This window comes from Exiguobacterium sp. 8A (assembly GCF_902506275.1).
GTDB lineage: Bacteria > Bacillota > Bacilli > Exiguobacteriales > Exiguobacteriaceae > Exiguobacterium > Exiguobacterium profundum.
The window spans coordinates 1,305,545-1,320,679 of record NZ_LR733630.1 but is presented as its reverse complement, the minus strand read 5'-3'; the positions used below and the strand labels follow the sequence as shown (position 1 = coordinate 1,320,679).

The following is a 15,135-nucleotide window of genomic DNA, read 5'->3' as shown; positions in this document are numbered from 1 at the left end:
AGCCAGAACCGACTTACGGTTCTGGCTTGTTTTACGTTTCTTTCAGCTTCGTTTTTAAAAATAGGAGTAGGGCAAACCTCAATCAAGTGGTGGAAAATGTGGAAGTACATATTCACCTAATTCATCGATGACTTCTTCGGCTGGACGTTCTCCGTCGAAGAGAGCGAAGAAGAGGTGGTTCACGCCGATGGCACGATACGCTTCAAGCAACTTGATCAAGTGGTTGCGACCGAGTCGGAATCCGAGACGAATCGGTGTCGGTGGCTCGTCTGGGTCGTGCGTCAAATCAAGATGCATCGGCATCGAGAACGGACGAAAGGCACGACCATGCGCTTCACCGCTCGCACGCCACGCGTTGAGCACTTGCTGTTGTGCGAAAGGTGCCTGAGGGTAGTACATCCACCCGTCTCCGTTCGTCCCAAGCCAGTCCATGTCTTGTTGTGCGAACCCGGTGATCATCGTCGGGATCCGCTTCTTCGGACGTGGCACGAGCGTTGCCTGTTCGACCTCCCCATAAGGTGATTCAATAATTGGGTAGTTGTTATAGAGCGCCTGCTCCATGACACGAAGCGATTCTTTGAACTGGTCGCCACGTGTCGAGTGATCGACTCCGAGCCCTTTGAAATCGGCGCGACGGTCACCTGAAGAGATCCCGAGAATTAATCGTTCTGGGAACAATGCTTCAATCGTTGCGACTTCCTTCGCCGAACGAAGGGGGTGACGGAGTGGCAAGACGAGCGCGGACGTACCGAGCGCAATGTTTTTCGTTTGACCAAGTAAATGTGTTCCGTAGATCAGCATATCGTAAATTTGACCGACAGCCGGGTCTAAAAAGTTCGGGTCTTTTAGTAGGACATCCCGTAACCAAAGAGCCGTGAAGCCGTAATCGTCTGCCTTTTGGGCAAGCTCGACTTGACGCTCGAGGGTCGGGGTACGCATTTTAAAATTCTCTAAAGGAATGTGGAGGCCGAGCGTGAGCTCGCCCTCCCGGTACATCCGGTTGTAGCTTCTATGATTGTTGAACATAAGCGCCTCCTTAGTTTGCTTCCAAACGACGTGAAATGGCTGTCAAGATGACGGCGATGATGACCATGATGCCACCGACCCAAGGGGTATGCACAAGTCCGATTGAATCGGTGACGAGTCCACCGATTGTTGCGCCGAGGGCAATCCCGATGTTGAAGGCCGCGATGTTGAGTGCGGATGCGACATCGACAGCGGCAGGTACATATTTTTCAGCCAATTGCACGATATACAGTTGAAGTCCAGGCACGTTCATGAAGGCGAGGAGTCCCATCAAGACGATGGCAATCAGACCTGCCACTTTGAACGGAATCATGAACGACATGATGATCATGACCGCTGCGTGAACGATGAACATATAGAACAATGCTTTCGCTGGATTTTCGTTGGCGAGCTTTCCACCGACCGCGTTCCCGATGGCGACTGCGATTCCGTAAACAAGTAAGACGACACTGATCAAGCTCGGGCTGATCTTTGTCACGTCTTGCATGATGGGTGTCAAGTACGTGAAGGCGACGAACGTTCCGCCGTAACCGAGTGCTGTAATCAAGAATCCGAGCATGAGACGACTGTTTGTGAGCAGTTTCTTCATATCTGAGAATTTCGCAGGTGGTGACTGTTTCAAATCTTTCGGGATCAAGAAGAAGCTTGCGATGATTGAAATGACACCGAGTGCTGCGACGGCGAAGAATGTGGCGCGCCATCCGAACGCTTGTCCGATGAAAGTACCGAGTGGGACTCCTGTAACGGTTGCGACAGTTAAACCTGTGAACATGAGTGCGATGGCACTCGCTTTTTTATGTGGTGGCACGAGTTGAACAGCAATCGTTGCCCCGATGGAGAAGAAGACACCATGCGAGAATGCGGTGATAAATCGGGCGACAATCAAAAGTTCAAAGGTGGTCGACATGGCCGAGACCAAGTTTCCGCCGATGAAGACGACCATGAGTGCCATGAGTAACGTCTTGCGGTTCATCCGGTTCGTCAGTGCCGTCAAAATCGGTGCACCGACGGCTACGCCGATCGCGTAACCCGAGATAATGAGACCCGCGAGAGTGATGCCGATGTTTAAATCACTTGCGATCGATGCGAGGAGACCGACCGGGACGAACTCGGTCGTTCCGATGCCGAAAGCGCTGATCGCGAGGGCGAGTAATGCCAACCCTCCATTTTTAGGTGCCTGTTCTTCGACAGGTTGTGTGTACGGTTGATTCATGAGTAGTTCCTCCTAAAATAAATGAATAGTGTGGAAGACGAGGGCCCTTCGTCTCCGGATAGCAAAGACATCTCACTTTCCTCTATTGTTCAGTACGGTCGAAAAAGTACCTTACCGTCTCAAGGGGATGTTACAAGTGAAATGAACTTGTATAGATTTGCTACAGTTGCTATCATAAGTGCATGAAAATAGTTTGAAAAGTACGTACTTTTTAGTGCGGTAGGCACCAAAAAGTGCCTATGTAAGAAATGGAGGAAACGAAATGCCATATAATATTCCGGTCGAAGCGACACTTGACGTCATCGGCGGTAAGTGGAAAGTCGTCATCATGTGTCACTTGATTAAAGGGGAGCGACGGACGAGTGAACTTCGTAAACTCATGCCGAACATCACGCAAAAAATGCTCACCCAACAATTGCGTGAGCTCGAAGCGGATGGTGTCGTCGTTCGTACGGTGTTCGAGCAAGTTCCGCCGAAAGTCATTTACTCACTCTCTGAGTACGGATGGTCACTCAAGCCAATCTTGGACGCCATGTGCGCCTGGGGCGAGTGCCATATCGATCAGTCCGGTGAAGAGGTCATTTCATAACCATCACGGTCGTCCAATACGGGCGACCGTTTTTCGTAGTGACAAGTCGGGTACAGGGACAGAGACAAGGAGGGAATTAGGATGGACGTGAAAACTTTTTTGTTTACAGATGACGGCTCTATTCCCAACCATCCGGATTATCCGGCGCTCCTCTATCGTGGCGTCTTTGATGACCCGAGCGGGATGCGAGAGACGTTTGCCCATAATGAATGGACGAACAGTTGGGTGAACGGGGTGTTCGACTATCATCACTATCACAGCAACACGCATGAAGTATTGGGCATATTACAAGGTGAAGCGACGCTTCAACTCGGAGGGACGAACGGTGACCTCGTCCGCGTCCGCCTAGGTGATGTCCTCGTCTTACCGGCGGGAACGGGACATCGTCGCATCGAGGCGAGCGAAGATTTTCAAGTGGTCGGGGCATACCCGGACGGTCGTGACTATGACACGTTGACAGGAAAGACGGAAGAACGACCGGACAACGTAAAGCGAATCGAACAAGTCGAAAAGCCGAAGTTTGACCCCGTCTTCGGGACGACGGGGCCACTACATGAAGCATGGACAAAGGAGGAAACGTTATGAATCAACGACTACCACATTCTTTATTACTTGCAGCTTTGAAGCAAAACGTCGTCAAATTGAAAGACGGGCGCGAGATGCGCGCACTCGGACAAGGTACATGGCGCATGGGGGAAGACAAATCGAAGCATGATGCCGAGGTTGAAGCGCTTCGGACAGGAATCGACTGCGGACTCCATGTCATCGACACGGCGGAAATGTATGGGGAAGGGGAGTCTGAGAAGTTGGTAGGGGAAGCAATCCAAGACCGACGCGAAGATGTCTTTCTCGTCTCGAAAGTGTATCCATACAATGCGTATGGCGACAAACTCGTCAGCGCATGTGATGCGTCGCTCGAACGACTCGGGACGGACTACCTGGATCTTTACTTACTCCATTGGCGAGGCGATGCCCCGCTCGAGGAGACGATTCAAGGGATGGAACAGCTTAAAGCGGACGGAAAGATTCGGGCATGGGGAGTCTCGAACTTCGACTTGGACGATATGAAGGAATTGCTGTCGCTACCGAATGGAGACAAGTGCGCGGTCAATCAAGTGCTCTATCATCTTGGCAGTCGCGGGATTGAGTACGACCTCCTTCCTTATCTAAAAGAACAAGGGATTCCTGTCATGGCATACGCTCCACTCGCTGAAGGAAGTGACGTGAAAGAAGAGGTCTTCAATAACGAAACGATCAATCGGATCGCGGAGTCGTATAGTGCCTCAGTCGCGCAAGTCTTACTTGCTTGGACGATCCGGAGCGGACACGTCATCGCCATCCCGAAAGCCGGACAGGCCGAGCATGTCGAGGAGAATGCGGCAGCGCTCTTGCTCGACATGAGTGAGGAAGATTTTGCTTCGCTCGATGAGGCGTTCCCGCCACCGACAACGAAACAACCGCTAGACGTCATTTAAAACGATAAAGGACTGGTAATTTCGCCAGTCCTTTTGCATGTTCACTTTGACTGAATGTCAATTTCTGAAAAGATGAATTGTGTTTTTGTTTGAGCATACGGAATAACTTCATCAATAAATGATTCAGCCGCAGAAAAAGATGAGAACTGTATTTTGATAAGGTAACAGGCGTCACCCGATATGCGATAACAAAATGAAACAGTAGGTTGCTGTTTCAAATAATGAAGAAATGCTTCGTATTGTCCATTCTTCACTGTTGCCTCGATGATACATTGAATTGGAAGACCTAGCTTTTCGTGATCAAGTACAAGCGAGTATTGTTTGATGACTCCAAATGATTCTAGTCGTCGAACCCGCTCGTTAACGGAAGGAGCGGAAAGTTTAATACGTCGTCCGAGCTCACTCATGGAAAGACGGCTGTCTTGTTCTAATTCATAGATAAGTCTGTGATCAATTTCATCGATTTTTAGCATGACAGGTATTTTGCCTCATTTCGTTATTTATTGAATGTTCATAGGTACATTTTGATTGTGGATGAAATGGAGTTGGATGAAAAGACCTTTTATCATATAAGTACAGGAGGTGAAGGAAATGCCAAGAATTAAGTTAGCAGAGCATGGAGGGACAAAGTTTGAACGTTTACTTGGTCATAATATCGAAATTCAAGAAAATTGGTCAAAACTAGGGGATTCATTGAATAATGCTGGTCAACTTTCTCCCAAATTGAAAGAACAAGTCCGTCGAACACTTGCGCAACAAAATGGATGTGAATATTGCCGAGCAAAGGGAAAACCAGATCAAGTTCAATTCGATGAACAGGTAACGGTTGCCGTAGGTTTTGCGGAAGTTTTCTTAAAAATGAAAGGAGAAATTCCATCTTCTATCATTGAAGTGTTAAAAGAAACATTCACGGAGGCGGAAATTAGTGAATTGTGTGCCTTTATTACGTTTATGACAGCATCCCAATATGTAGGGGCGATGTTAGGGTTAGAAGCGGAAATTTGACATATACATATCAAATTCTCCTCTCTTTTTTAGGGAATAAAAAGATTGATTTGCCTTTCATACTTCAGTACGAAGTAAACCCAAATGAAAAGACCACCGGAAGCTTCCGATGGTCTTACTTATCAGTTCGCGAGCGGATGTTTCAAGAGATAGTCTTCGATTTGATCAATCGTTTCTTTCAACACGCCGTCTGCGAATGGTGATTTGAGACCTGCCAGTTCGACGAGTTCGAGGAACGAACGGCTTCCGCCTGCCTGACAGAGCGTGAGGTAATCGCTCCATGCCGCTTCGCGGTCTTCATGCATGCGCACCCAGAACTGGAATGCACATACTTGTGCGAGCGTATAGTCGATATAGTAGAACGGGCTTTGGAAGATGTGACCTTGTTGGTGCCACCATGCGCCCGATTCAAGATAGTCGTTCGTCTCATAATCACGGTGCGGGAGATAGACCTTCTCCAAATCGCGCCACGCCTGACGACGCTCGGCAGCTGTCATCTCTGGGTTGCGGTAGACGACGTGTTGGAACTCATCGACGAGCACGCCATACGGAAGGAACGTCATGCTACCTGCCAAGTGATTGAACTTATACTTGTCGACTTGGTCGCCGAAGAAGAGCTCCATCCATGGCCAACAGAAGAATTCCATCGACATCGAGTGGATCTCACACGCCTCATAAGTCGGGAAGGCGTATTCCGGTGTCGTCAAATGACGGCTTTCATACACTTGGAAGGCATGACCGACTTCGTGCGTGAGAACATCGATGTCGCCTGCCGTCCCGTTGAAGTTCGAGAAGATGAACGGAAGTCCTTCAGACGGTAAGTACGTGCAGTATCCGCCGCCAGATTTCCCTGGTTTCGCCGTCAAGTCGAGGGCGCCGCGTTCCTGCATGTACTGGAAGAACTCGTCCGTCTCATTTGAGAGTTCACGATACATTGTGTTTCCGCCTTCGATGATGAACGACTCATCGCCTTGCGGTGTCGCGTTTCCGTCTGGGAAGACGAACGACTCGTCATAGTAATAGAGGTGGTCGACACCGATTCGTTTCGCCTGCTTTTCTTTCAAAGCAGAAGCGAGCGGGACGATGACGTCACGGACTTGTTTCCGGAAGTTGTCGACCATCGACTCGTCATAACCGACACGCTGCATCCGTGCATAACCGAGTTCGACGAACGACGGGAAGCCAAGGGCGTGAGCGATTTCCGTACGGACGCGTACGAGTTCCCCATAAATGCGGTCGAGCTCATCGCCGTTATCAGAAAGGTATGTATAGCGGGCGACAGATGCGGCTTTTCGGACATCACGGTCTGGTGATTGAAGATATGGGCCGAACTGTGACAAGTTGAGTGTCTTGCCGTCAAACTCGATTTGCGCAGCGGACATGACCTTTTGATAAGCTGTCGCGAGGCGGTTTTCTTCCTGCAGTTTCGGGATGAGTGACTCCTCGAACGTTTCAAGTGCGCGCTCGGCGAGAGAGAACAGTTGGCTGCCCCATTCCGCTTCGAGTTCAGTGCGAAGCTCGTGGTTCGTCAAGACGCGATAGTACGCTTGAATCTCCTTCTCATAGACCGGAAGTGCGTCGTCAAAGAATGCCTGTTCTTCTTCGTAAAACGAATCGCGTGTGTCGACGGAATGTCGGATCGCGACGAGTTGACTTTGTGTCTCAAAGTCGTTCCGTTCTTTGTTGATTTGGCGAATGAGTTCGTTCGCTTCCTCGAGTGTGCTGGCTTGCTGTAATTCGGCAGAATAGTCCGACAATCTGCTGTTTAAAGCGTCCAAGTCGGGCCGTTCATATGACAATTTTGTGAAAGTCGTCATTGTAAGCGCCTCCATCGTGTGAAATTTTTACAAAGTGTAAAAAGGGCTTGCAAAAGCGATTGCACACTCGTATTCTTACGATGTGTAAAACGATTTCGCACTACCTTATTACAACTATACCGTTAATAGGGTAGGGATTGAAGTATTAGCTTTTCGGGTATAAAAGTGAAGACTTCGATTCAATAGAACATGTTGGAGGGATTAAGCTATGGGATTCTTTAAAAAACTTTTTGGTGGTAAAGAAGAACAACTCAACGCGGTTTCACCGCTTACAGGAAAGGTCGTCGACATCACGAACGTACCGGACCAAGTATTCTCACAAAAAATGATGGGTGACGGGATCGCAATCGAGCCGACTGAAGGAAAAGTCGTCTCACCGGTTAGCGGAACAATCGCGACAGTATTCCCAACAAAACACGCGATCGGTATCAACGCGGACAACGGTGCGGAATACTTGATTCACATCGGTTTGGATACGGTAAACCTTAAAGGTGAAGGCTTCGAGACACACGTTACAGAAGGTCAATCTGTCAAAGCAGGCGACCCACTCGTCACGTTCGACCTCGATTTCATCAAAGCGAACGCGCCATCGACGATCACTCCGATCATCATCACGAACCACGACAGCTTCGGCGTGAACAAACTTGTCGCAGAAGGCGACACGGTGACAGCTGGATCTTCGGAAGTCGTCGAGTTGACAAAGAAATAAGAAGACGACCCATGACTCGGGAGCTTAGGCTTCCGAGTATTTTTTTGCGAATGCGGGAATTATAATGAAGAGAGGGAAGGGGGAATTGAGATGGATGGAAAAAATGCACCATACCGGGGATACGGGGATCGGATTCGAATATTACGGGAACGGGCCGGATTGTCGATTGAGACGCTTGCAGAACAGATTGGTGTCGCACCGTACTTTATCCGACGTACCGAACTGAGTGAGGTCTATCCGACCATGCCTTACATAGAGGCGCTCGCAGACGCTTTGCAAATCGACCCGAACTATTTGGCACGCCATATTTGGACGGGCGAGTCGCTCAAAGTCCTCATGCGAGGAAAAGTGCCGGAACTCGAACAGATGAAGCTCGCCTATGAAGAAGCGATGCACGGGAAGTCCGTCGAAGAAATGCAACGGCAACTCGAAGAGCGGATGCGCATCTTTGACTTGATGCACGAAGAAGAGTTACAACGAATCTTTGACCAAGATGAAGAGCCGACGACGCATCATGCACTCGAAGCGCTCGTCGATGCGGTGCTTGACCTCGGACGGTCACATGACACGACGCGTCACATCGTCCCGTTCGCACGCTATGTGGAACGGCTTGTCCCAGACCAATTCGCAGACAACTCATTCCAGTACGCGGAGTATGGTGTCGTGGATAAATCGTATAAATTGCAATGACCGTAGAGCATTCTACGGTTTTTTTGTGCACAAAAAAGTGACCAGGAGAATCCCCTGGTCACTTCAATCAGCGCATCGGACGCGCTTCGTAGCGTACTTTTGGACGAGTGCCGGCGAGTAAGAAGCCGAGCACGATATTCAAGATTGTGAGCACCCATCCGACATAACCGAATGTGTAGGCAAGACTCGCCAGCATCGTTTGCCAGTCGAGCAATGCTGCTGCGTCCCCGCGGAATGTGAAGCGGATGACGGTGAAGCCAATGAGTGTCGTTGCAGTAATCATGATGCCGATCCATGCGCCACCGAAGCGGGACGTTTGAGAGCGTCTGCTGACCGGATACCAAAACGCGAGCGTTCCGATGAACGTACTGCCTGCATAGGCAAGCAGGATTTGCCATAACGCATCCGCGTCTAAGAAGACGGTATAACAGATGAACGTCGTGAGCGTCGTCATAAACGTAAAGATTAAGGCTGCGAGTAATCGTGATCGCATAGTTCGTTTTCCTCCTCATTTTGCACATTCTTTAGAGTAAACGAAAACGAATTTGCTGTAAACGTTATTGACGGTTTTGTAATATTTGTCGCCATTGTTTAATAGCGTTCGTTCCATAGAACAAGACGCCGCCACGATAGAATTTCGAGCCAATCCACAGTGTGATACCGATCGTTCCGATGAGTAACCCAATCGAAAGCGCCACTTCCCATACGGCCACATCGACGAGCATGACGCGAAGGAACATGAGCATCGGAGCGAAGAACGGGACGAACGAGAGGATGGTTACGATGGTCGCATCCGGGTTGTTCAATCCAAACATCGCGACTAAGAACGCAGCGACGAGGAGCATGATGACCGGCATGACCATTTGTTGTGACTCTTCGACACGGCTGACAAGTGAACCGAGGACGGCGAAGAGTGAGGCGTACAACAAGTACCCGAGCAAGAAGAACACGAGTAGATAGATGACAGCCCGTGCGTTGCCGGCGTTCTCGATGACCGTCGTCGCCAGTTCGCTACCACTCGCACTTACATAACCAAACCCAAGGAAGATTCCGATTTGGATGAGGGCGAGTGTCCCGATAGCGGTAACTTTCGCAAGCATATGGGTCACTGGATGAGTCGTTGAGATGATGAGCTCCATGACACGCGATGACTTCTCCGTCGTCACTTCTGTTGAAATCATCGATCCGTACGTGATGATCGAAATGTACAGGAGCATCAACATGACGTAAACGAGCGCCGAAGACGAGAGGAGCTCATCCGAGTTCTCTCCACCGCGTCCGAGATAGGACTCGTCGAGTTGGATCGGTTCGCTGAGGGCAGCGATGACGGCCGGATCGACATCGGACGATTCAATCAATTCCGCATTGCGCAACTGTTGTAAAGATGTTTGCAAGATGGTCGTGAACTCCTGTTCCGGTCGTTCGGAGATGACGCGGGCATCATAGCCGTCGACAAAAGCGACGACCCCATACTCTCCGTCGTTGATGCCGGTCCGTGCCTCTTCTTCCGTGATTTCGCTAGATGCGACGTCTTCATAGCCGAGTGACTTCATCGTGTCGACGAGTTCTGTGTTCTCAGATACAACGAGAGCACTCGCCTGTTCAGAGTCCTCGAATGAGGACATGATGCGGTCGATGTTCGTGAACCCGAAGATGAATAGGATGGTTAGCGCCGTCGAGATGAGGAATGCTTTTGAACGAATTCTCGATTTGAGTGTGAACGCATAGAGCGGTCCAAAGTTATGAAACATGCTGTCCGACCTCCTTGATGAAGATGTCATTGAGCGATACCGGTTGGCGCATGAACGTCTTCACGTTCGCCTGATGACGGACGAGTGCCGACAGGACCGCGTCACTGTCTTCGAAAGAATGTAAGCGTACTAGATGACCGGATTTGTAAGGCTCGATTGTCTCCACGACTGGGAGCGACTCGAGAATGTGAATCTGGTCCGTTTCAATAAAGAGGGCAGGTTCTTCGTATCTCGACTTGATTGTCGGGACGTCACCGCTTACGACGGCACGGCCACCTTTCAAGATGCCGACGTGTTGGCACAATTCTTCGACATGTTCCATTCGATGACTCGAGAAGACGATGGTCGTCCCGGCGTCACGCAACGCGAGAACTTCACGCTTCAGGATTTCAACGTTAACCGGGTCGAGGCCGCTGAACGGTTCGTCTAAGATGACGAGTTCCGGGTTATGGAGCAGGGCGGCGACGAGCTGAATCTTCTGTTGATTCCCTTTTGATAGCTGCTCGACGCGCATCGTTTCATATTGAGGAATTTCAAGGCGTTCGAGCCATGACTTGACCGCGCGTTTGGCATCGCTCCCGCGCATGCCCTTTAGGCTTGCGAGAAAGACGAGCTGTTCACGCACTTGGGATTTGGGATACAGGCCACGTTCCTCGGGCAAATAGCCGACGATGCGATGGTCGACCGCTTTACCGTTCCACGTGATACTCCCATCGGTCGGCTTCAAGATGTCGAGGATCATCCGGAACGTCGTAGTCTTTCCAGCACCGTTTGCACCGAGCAAACCAAACATTTCCCCTTGTGGGACGCGGAACGTGAGGTCGTCGACAGCTTTGAAGTCACCAAACTCCTTGGTGACGCGTTCGATATGTAATGCCATATTCTATTACCTCCTTAGAATGTCTCTTCTTCTATCGTACGCCACCTTGAGCAAAAAGTTTCACTTTTTCTGGTAAATGATTTATCTTGAAATCAAGATAATAAAAGGAGGATGACAATGAAAACGCAGTCTACGGGAATCCATCACATTTCGTCGATGGTACAAGACCCGCAACGTACGCTAGATTTTTATGGACAGGTACTCGGTCTCCGCTTCGTGAAACAGACCGTTAACTTTGATGACCCTGGTACGTATCATCTCTATTTTGGGGACGAAGTCGGGACACCAGGGACGGTGATTACGTTCTTTCCAATCCCGGGCTTAGGGAAAGGGCAGGTCGGGAGCGGACAGGTTGGCGTGACGACTTATCTCGTACCGGCAGGGAGTTTACCGTTCTGGGAAGAAAGACTACAACAGCACGGCATCGCGACCGTCGCCACTGAACGGTTCAGCGAGGCATCACTTTTATTTGAAGACCCGGACGGACTCGTCGTCGAACTCGTCGCCCGACCGAGCTCTAAACAGACACGCTGGGTCATCCCCGGTATCACAGAACATGAAGCAATTGTCGGATTCGCCGGAGCGACTTTGTTGTCGAAAGCACCGGACGAAACCGTGCGCTTGTTGACGGAACTGTTCGGCTTTGAACGGGTCGCAGAGGATGAAGAGTGGATCCGTTTGAAAGGGTCAGCAGATTACGGGAACGTCATCGATGTGAAGAAAACGATTTTACCAAACGGGGTCCCTGGAACGGGAACGGTTCATCACATCGCGTGGCGCGTTACCGACGGAGACCATTATCCGACCTGGCAAGACGCCATCTTTGATCTTGGATTAAGACCGACCGAAGTGAAAGAACGAAATTATTTCCGCTCCGTCTATTTCCATGATGCCGGACGTATCCTGCACGAACTCGCGACGGACGTACCTGGATTCACTGTGGACGAATCCGTTGACACGCTCGGTGAGACGTTGCGCTTGCCACCATGGCTCGAAGCGGACCGAGATAAAATCGTCCGCACACTACCAGCAATCACGATACCGAGAGGAGAACACATATGATTCATCAATTCATTCAAGGTACAAAAGATACGACACTCGTTTTATTACACGGAACTGGAGGGACCGAGCAGGATTTGATTCCGCTCGCGAAAGAACTATCGACCGAGGCGAACATCTTGACGCTTCGAGGGGATGTCATTGAAAACGGGATGTCCCGTTTCTTCCGTCGCCACGCGGAAGGGGTGCTCGACCTTGAAGATTTAAAGAAACAGACAGAGCGCTTCCTTCATTTTTTAGATGAAGCGGCGACAACGTATGGCATCGACCGGGATAAGATGATTCCGCTCGGCTACTCGAACGGGGCGAATTTGATCGGGTCGGCACTTTACCGTCATCCGGCGTTCACTGCTTCACTCCTATTCCACCCGATGGTACCGGACCGTTCATTGACGCTACCTGACTTGTCAGGAACGAACGTGTTCATCTCGGCTGGCGAACGCGACCCGATTTGCCCGAAAACAGAAACAGAAGAGCTGACGTCGACACTCCGAAACGCGGGAGCGGACGTCGAGCTCTTCTATCACTCGGGGGGACATGAACTTCGTATGGAAGAAGTCGAGGTAGCACGGACATGGATCGCCGCATACCTCGACTGATTCATTCAAGCCATTTTTTTCGGTTTGTTCGGACGAGAATAGACGACGAGGACCCCTCGGTCAATCAAATAGGCGGCGAATAAACGTTTCGCTTCCTCAGCTCGCACAGTTCGGTCGATTTGGATATACAATCGGCCGAGCTTTTTTTGTGAGGTGCGCGTGAGCAACCAAATCGAGTCGAGCGTATACTGCCAACTTTGGAGCGTGTCGCCACCGATATATAAGTAGCGGTTTTGGGTGCGCTCGAGCAAGTAGTTGAGCCACCAGACGTCACGAGCCAGTTTAGCGCAGACACCGAGCACGAACGTGAGACCGAGGAAAGCCATGCTAGACAAGACAGGATGAATGGCAGAGAACCCGTTTCGGACGGACTCGAAGGCGACAAGGAGCAATCCGACGGAAAAGACGCTGACGAACCACCAGAATCCGAAGTTAGAGAATGAACGTTTTGGATCGTGCACCATATGATGTCGATTCCGGATGATCGATGCCATTCTCTCCACCTCCTTTATTAGAATATTCTGAATATTTAGTAACACCACTATACTATACTGTACCCAATCCCGTCTATTTGAATACGCACACAACATGCTGAATCGTGAGGATTTTTTGACGTTTCGGCTTGTATTCCTCGAATTATGGGAATGATGACAGTGAAGACATGAAAATTTTGTTGAAACGTAATTTCACTTGGCACAGGAATCGCTTATGATAGGTGAGGGATTTTCCAAGACCTTCATGGATTCTGTCTATAAAAAGAACGTGAAAACATGAAGGTCAGCTTCATTGCAGTCATCATAGAGAACTAGAGGGAATGTTATGAGAAATTATTGGTATGACAATATTAAAGGAGTGCTCGTCCTACTCGTCGTCTTCGGACACTTGTTGACCGATGTCCGCGGCGCTTATGACGATATTTTACCAAAGTGGGTGTATCTGTTCCTGTATACCTTCCACATGCCGTTGTTCATCATGTTGAGCGGTTACTTTTATCGGGAGAACCGCTATTTGCGCGTGATCCAGCTATTCGTGGTCTATGTCATTTGGCAGGTCATTCTTGGGTCATGGTTCGCATTTACAGAAGGGATTCCGATTTTCTCACTTGAAAATCCGGGTCTGAATTTGTTGAAGCCGTATTGGGCGCTTTGGTATCTGATGGCCATCATTTTCTGGTACATCATCACCCCGTACGTGACACAACTGAAAGGGTACGTATTGTATGCACTATTATTTGCGCTTCTGTTCGGATTCCAAGCCGAGGCGACGGGGTATTTCGCGTTACGGAAAGTCATCATGTTCTATCCGTTCTTCTTGATCGGGAACTGGATGTCCGAGCGCAATACGCTCAACTTCTTTGAGTTACCGAAACGGGCCGAACACCGGAATCGATATCGCATCGGCGGGGCGATTGTCTTCACCACGCTCACATTGGGACTCTTGGTCTCGATGCGGGTCCAGCAAGACGATACGTTCTATCATATCGGGAACTTGTTCAAGTTCCGTTTCGCCTATGACACGGCCGTCCCTGAGGCGATGTGGAGCGGACCGTTCGCCTTTTTGATCGTCTATACGGTGTCGCTCCTCATGTCGATCAGTTTCGCGCTCATCATACCGGGACGACAGCTCCCGATTTTCTCGCGTGCCGGACAGTATAGTCTGTACGTCTATCTCGTCCACGTCTTCTTTGTTGTCGCATGGAAGGCGTTTATACCGGCAGGGTTCATGCCAACATCTTGGATGCAACTACTCGTCTTGTTCGGTGTCGCCTTTGTGATGGTCCTCGTGATTATCAGTCCACCGATGGTCCGTCTCTTGCGCCCGCTCGTCGAGATTGACGTGAAGCGTGTCCAAAATACCAAGGGGGTAAAAGGGTAAAGTCTTTTCTAAACGCTTCATTTCCGCTACACTTTATTAAGAAGAAACGAAACTAGAGTTAAGGAAGTGACCCTATGCCATACGAAAATGGAATGCACAGCACAGAAGGCGACGTGAACGTATCACGTCACGTCGTTGAAATGATTGCCGCGGTCGCGGTCAAAGAAACGAAACACGTCTCGTTCACGCAAGAAGATACGAAATTGTCAGAGCGTGCTCTCATGAAACATGTGAAAGTCGATGAGTCGGACGAAGGCATCACCATCAACCTATCGCTTTATATCGCGTACGGACAGTCGATCATCAAAACGGTGACGGCCGTCCAAGAGCGCATCACGCAAGATATGGACACGATGCTTGCGATGACACCACGTTCTGTGAACATCAAAGTGGTCGGTATTCAGCTGTAATAAGGAAGGGGAGAGCGCATGCTCTTCTCTTTTTTTG

At 49.9% G+C, this 15,135-nt stretch carries 18 protein-coding genes; 10 read left to right on the top strand and 8 right to left on the bottom strand.

Annotation, left to right across the window (positions count from 1 at the left end):
- Positions 1-78 precede the first annotated feature (78 nt).
- On the bottom strand, positions 79-1,026 hold the full coding sequence (locus GVY42_RS06780) for an LLM class oxidoreductase (protein ID WP_159562692.1): 948 nt from the start codon (positions 1,024-1,026) through the stop codon (positions 79-81).
- A gap of 10 nt (positions 1,027-1,036) precedes the next feature.
- Positions 1,037-2,239, bottom strand: a complete 1,203-nt coding sequence (locus GVY42_RS06775) for an MFS transporter (RefSeq protein ID WP_159562691.1) — start codon at positions 2,237-2,239, stop codon at positions 1,037-1,039.
- 262 nt (positions 2,240-2,501) lie between these two features.
- On the opposite strand from GVY42_RS06775, the gene GVY42_RS06770 reads away from it, so the two are divergent.
- The 3 genes from GVY42_RS06770 (at position 2,502) to GVY42_RS06760 (ending at position 4,303) form a co-directional block, all read left to right on the top strand.
- Positions 2,502-2,828 carry a helix-turn-helix domain-containing protein gene (locus GVY42_RS06770; protein ID WP_078147375.1) on the top strand — a complete coding sequence of 109 codons (327 nt, stop codon included), beginning with the start codon at positions 2,502-2,504 and terminating at the stop codon, positions 2,826-2,828.
- A gap of 81 nt (positions 2,829-2,909) precedes the next feature.
- Entirely contained in the window at positions 2,910-3,413 is a 504-nt protein-coding gene (locus GVY42_RS06765; RefSeq protein ID WP_074036164.1) for a cupin domain-containing protein, read from the top strand.
- Positions 3,410-4,303: an aldo/keto reductase gene (locus GVY42_RS06760; protein WP_159562690.1), complete on the top strand. Its 894-nt coding sequence runs from the start codon at positions 3,410-3,412 to the stop codon at positions 4,301-4,303. Before GVY42_RS06765 ends, GVY42_RS06760 begins: the two co-directional genes overlap by 4 nt.
- A gap of 41 nt (positions 4,304-4,344) precedes the next feature.
- On the opposite strand, the gene GVY42_RS06755 is transcribed toward GVY42_RS06760, so the two are convergent.
- A complete protein-coding gene (locus GVY42_RS06755; protein ID WP_159562689.1) occupies positions 4,345-4,776 on the bottom strand; it encodes an Lrp/AsnC family transcriptional regulator in 432 nt (143 codons plus the stop codon).
- A 118-nt stretch (positions 4,777-4,894) separates the two neighbouring features.
- On the opposite strand from GVY42_RS06755, the gene GVY42_RS06750 reads away from it, so the two are divergent.
- A complete protein-coding gene (locus GVY42_RS06750; RefSeq protein ID WP_159562688.1) occupies positions 4,895-5,308 on the top strand; it encodes a carboxymuconolactone decarboxylase family protein in 414 nt (137 codons plus the stop codon).
- Positions 5,309-5,430: 122 nt separating this feature from the next.
- Here the strand turns inward: GVY42_RS06750 and GVY42_RS06745 are convergent, their stop codons facing one another.
- Positions 5,431-7,125: a M3 family oligoendopeptidase gene (locus tag GVY42_RS06745; RefSeq protein ID WP_159562687.1), complete on the bottom strand. Its 1,695-nt coding sequence runs from the start codon at positions 7,123-7,125 to the stop codon at positions 5,431-5,433.
- A 208-nt stretch (positions 7,126-7,333) separates the two neighbouring features.
- Between GVY42_RS06745 and GVY42_RS06740 the strand changes: the two genes are divergently transcribed.
- Together GVY42_RS06740 and GVY42_RS06735 are read left to right on the top strand one after the other, a co-directional pair.
- Complete coding sequence (locus GVY42_RS06740) at positions 7,334-7,834, top strand: PTS glucose transporter subunit IIA (protein ID WP_012727005.1); 501 nt, start codon at positions 7,334-7,336, stop codon at positions 7,832-7,834.
- Positions 7,835-7,924: 90 nt separating this feature from the next.
- Positions 7,925-8,524 (top strand): helix-turn-helix domain-containing protein, encoded by a 600-nt coding sequence (locus GVY42_RS06735; protein WP_074036173.1) that lies wholly within the window; start codon positions 7,925-7,927, stop codon positions 8,522-8,524.
- Between the two features lie 67 nt (positions 8,525-8,591).
- Here GVY42_RS06735 and GVY42_RS06730 read toward each other — a convergent pair whose 3' ends face one another.
- From GVY42_RS06730 to GVY42_RS06720, 3 genes are all read right to left on the bottom strand, one after another.
- A complete protein-coding gene (locus GVY42_RS06730; RefSeq protein WP_026825360.1) occupies positions 8,592-9,017 on the bottom strand; it encodes a hypothetical protein in 426 nt (141 codons plus the stop codon).
- A gap of 64 nt (positions 9,018-9,081) precedes the next feature.
- Entirely contained in the window at positions 9,082-10,275 is a 1,194-nt protein-coding gene (locus tag GVY42_RS06725) for an ABC transporter permease (RefSeq protein WP_159562686.1), read from the bottom strand.
- The gene (locus GVY42_RS06720; RefSeq protein ID WP_012727001.1) at positions 10,265-11,155 is read right to left on the bottom strand and encodes an ABC transporter ATP-binding protein; all 891 of its coding nucleotides are present in this window, start codon (positions 11,153-11,155) and stop codon (positions 10,265-10,267) included. Before GVY42_RS06720 ends, GVY42_RS06725 begins: the two co-directional genes overlap by 11 nt.
- 117 nt (positions 11,156-11,272) lie before the next feature.
- On the opposite strand from GVY42_RS06720, the gene GVY42_RS06715 reads away from it, so the two are divergent.
- Both GVY42_RS06715 and GVY42_RS06710 read left to right on the top strand, forming a co-directional pair.
- Entirely contained in the window at positions 11,273-12,217 is a 945-nt protein-coding gene (locus tag GVY42_RS06715; protein WP_159562685.1) for a ring-cleaving dioxygenase, read from the top strand.
- Positions 12,214-12,813 (top strand): alpha/beta hydrolase, encoded by a 600-nt coding sequence (locus GVY42_RS06710; RefSeq protein WP_159562684.1) that lies wholly within the window; start codon positions 12,214-12,216, stop codon positions 12,811-12,813. The genes GVY42_RS06715 and GVY42_RS06710 overlap by 4 nt, the downstream gene beginning before the upstream one ends.
- Positions 12,814-12,818: 5 nt before the next feature.
- On the opposite strand, the gene GVY42_RS06705 is transcribed toward GVY42_RS06710, so the two are convergent.
- The gene (locus tag GVY42_RS06705) at positions 12,819-13,307 is read right to left on the bottom strand and encodes a hypothetical protein (protein ID WP_012726999.1); all 489 of its coding nucleotides are present in this window, start codon (positions 13,305-13,307) and stop codon (positions 12,819-12,821) included.
- A 325-nt stretch (positions 13,308-13,632) separates the two neighbouring features.
- On the opposite strand from GVY42_RS06705, the gene GVY42_RS06700 reads away from it, so the two are divergent.
- Together GVY42_RS06700 and GVY42_RS06695 are read left to right on the top strand one after the other, a co-directional pair.
- A complete protein-coding gene (locus GVY42_RS06700) occupies positions 13,633-14,688 on the top strand; it encodes an acyltransferase family protein (RefSeq protein ID WP_012726998.1) in 1,056 nt (351 codons plus the stop codon).
- A gap of 74 nt (positions 14,689-14,762) precedes the next feature.
- Positions 14,763-15,098 carry an Asp23/Gls24 family envelope stress response protein gene (locus tag GVY42_RS06695; RefSeq protein ID WP_159562683.1) on the top strand — a complete coding sequence of 112 codons (336 nt, stop codon included), beginning with the start codon at positions 14,763-14,765 and terminating at the stop codon, positions 15,096-15,098.
- The last annotated feature ends 37 nt before the right edge of the window (positions 15,099-15,135 follow it).

Bases quoted from the DNA above. Each gene is read 5' to 3' on its own strand.
- GVY42_RS06770 (WP_078147375.1), top strand. From the start codon at position 2,502: ATGCCATATAATATTCCGGTCGAAGCGACACTTGACGTCATCGGCGGT.
- GVY42_RS06760 (WP_159562690.1), top strand. From the start codon at position 3,410: ATGAATCAACGACTACCACATTCTTTATTACTTGCAGCTTTGAAGCAA.
- GVY42_RS06755 (WP_159562689.1), bottom strand. From the start codon at position 4,776: ATGCTAAAAATCGATGAAATTGATCACAGACTTATCTATGAATTAGAA.
- GVY42_RS06710 (WP_159562684.1), top strand. From the start codon at position 12,214: ATGATTCATCAATTCATTCAAGGTACAAAAGATACGACACTCGTTTTA.
- GVY42_RS06725 (WP_159562686.1), bottom strand. From the start codon at position 10,275: ATGTTTCATAACTTTGGACCGCTCTATGCGTTCACACTCAAATCGAGA.
- GVY42_RS06715 (WP_159562685.1), top strand. From the start codon at position 11,273: ATGAAAACGCAGTCTACGGGAATCCATCACATTTCGTCGATGGTACAA.
- GVY42_RS06745 (WP_159562687.1), bottom strand. From the start codon at position 7,125: ATGACGACTTTCACAAAATTGTCATATGAACGGCCCGACTTGGACGCT.
- GVY42_RS06780 (WP_159562692.1), bottom strand. From the start codon at position 1,026: ATGTTCAACAATCATAGAAGCTACAACCGGATGTACCGGGAGGGCGAG.
- GVY42_RS06750 (WP_159562688.1), top strand. From the start codon at position 4,895: ATGCCAAGAATTAAGTTAGCAGAGCATGGAGGGACAAAGTTTGAACGT.
- GVY42_RS06705 (WP_012726999.1), bottom strand. From the start codon at position 13,307: ATGGCATCGATCATCCGGAATCGACATCATATGGTGCACGATCCAAAA.
- GVY42_RS06740 (WP_012727005.1), top strand. From the start codon at position 7,334: ATGGGATTCTTTAAAAAACTTTTTGGTGGTAAAGAAGAACAACTCAAC.
- GVY42_RS06735 (WP_074036173.1), top strand. From the start codon at position 7,925: ATGGATGGAAAAAATGCACCATACCGGGGATACGGGGATCGGATTCGA.
- GVY42_RS06720 (WP_012727001.1), bottom strand. From the start codon at position 11,155: ATGGCATTACATATCGAACGCGTCACCAAGGAGTTTGGTGACTTCAAA.
- GVY42_RS06695 (WP_159562683.1), top strand. From the start codon at position 14,763: ATGCCATACGAAAATGGAATGCACAGCACAGAAGGCGACGTGAACGTA.
- GVY42_RS06700 (WP_012726998.1), top strand. From the start codon at position 13,633: ATGAGAAATTATTGGTATGACAATATTAAAGGAGTGCTCGTCCTACTC.
- GVY42_RS06775 (WP_159562691.1), bottom strand. From the start codon at position 2,239: ATGAATCAACCGTACACACAACCTGTCGAAGAACAGGCACCTAAAAAT.
- GVY42_RS06730 (WP_026825360.1), bottom strand. From the start codon at position 9,017: ATGCGATCACGATTACTCGCAGCCTTAATCTTTACGTTTATGACGACG.
- GVY42_RS06765 (WP_074036164.1), top strand. From the start codon at position 2,910: ATGGACGTGAAAACTTTTTTGTTTACAGATGACGGCTCTATTCCCAAC.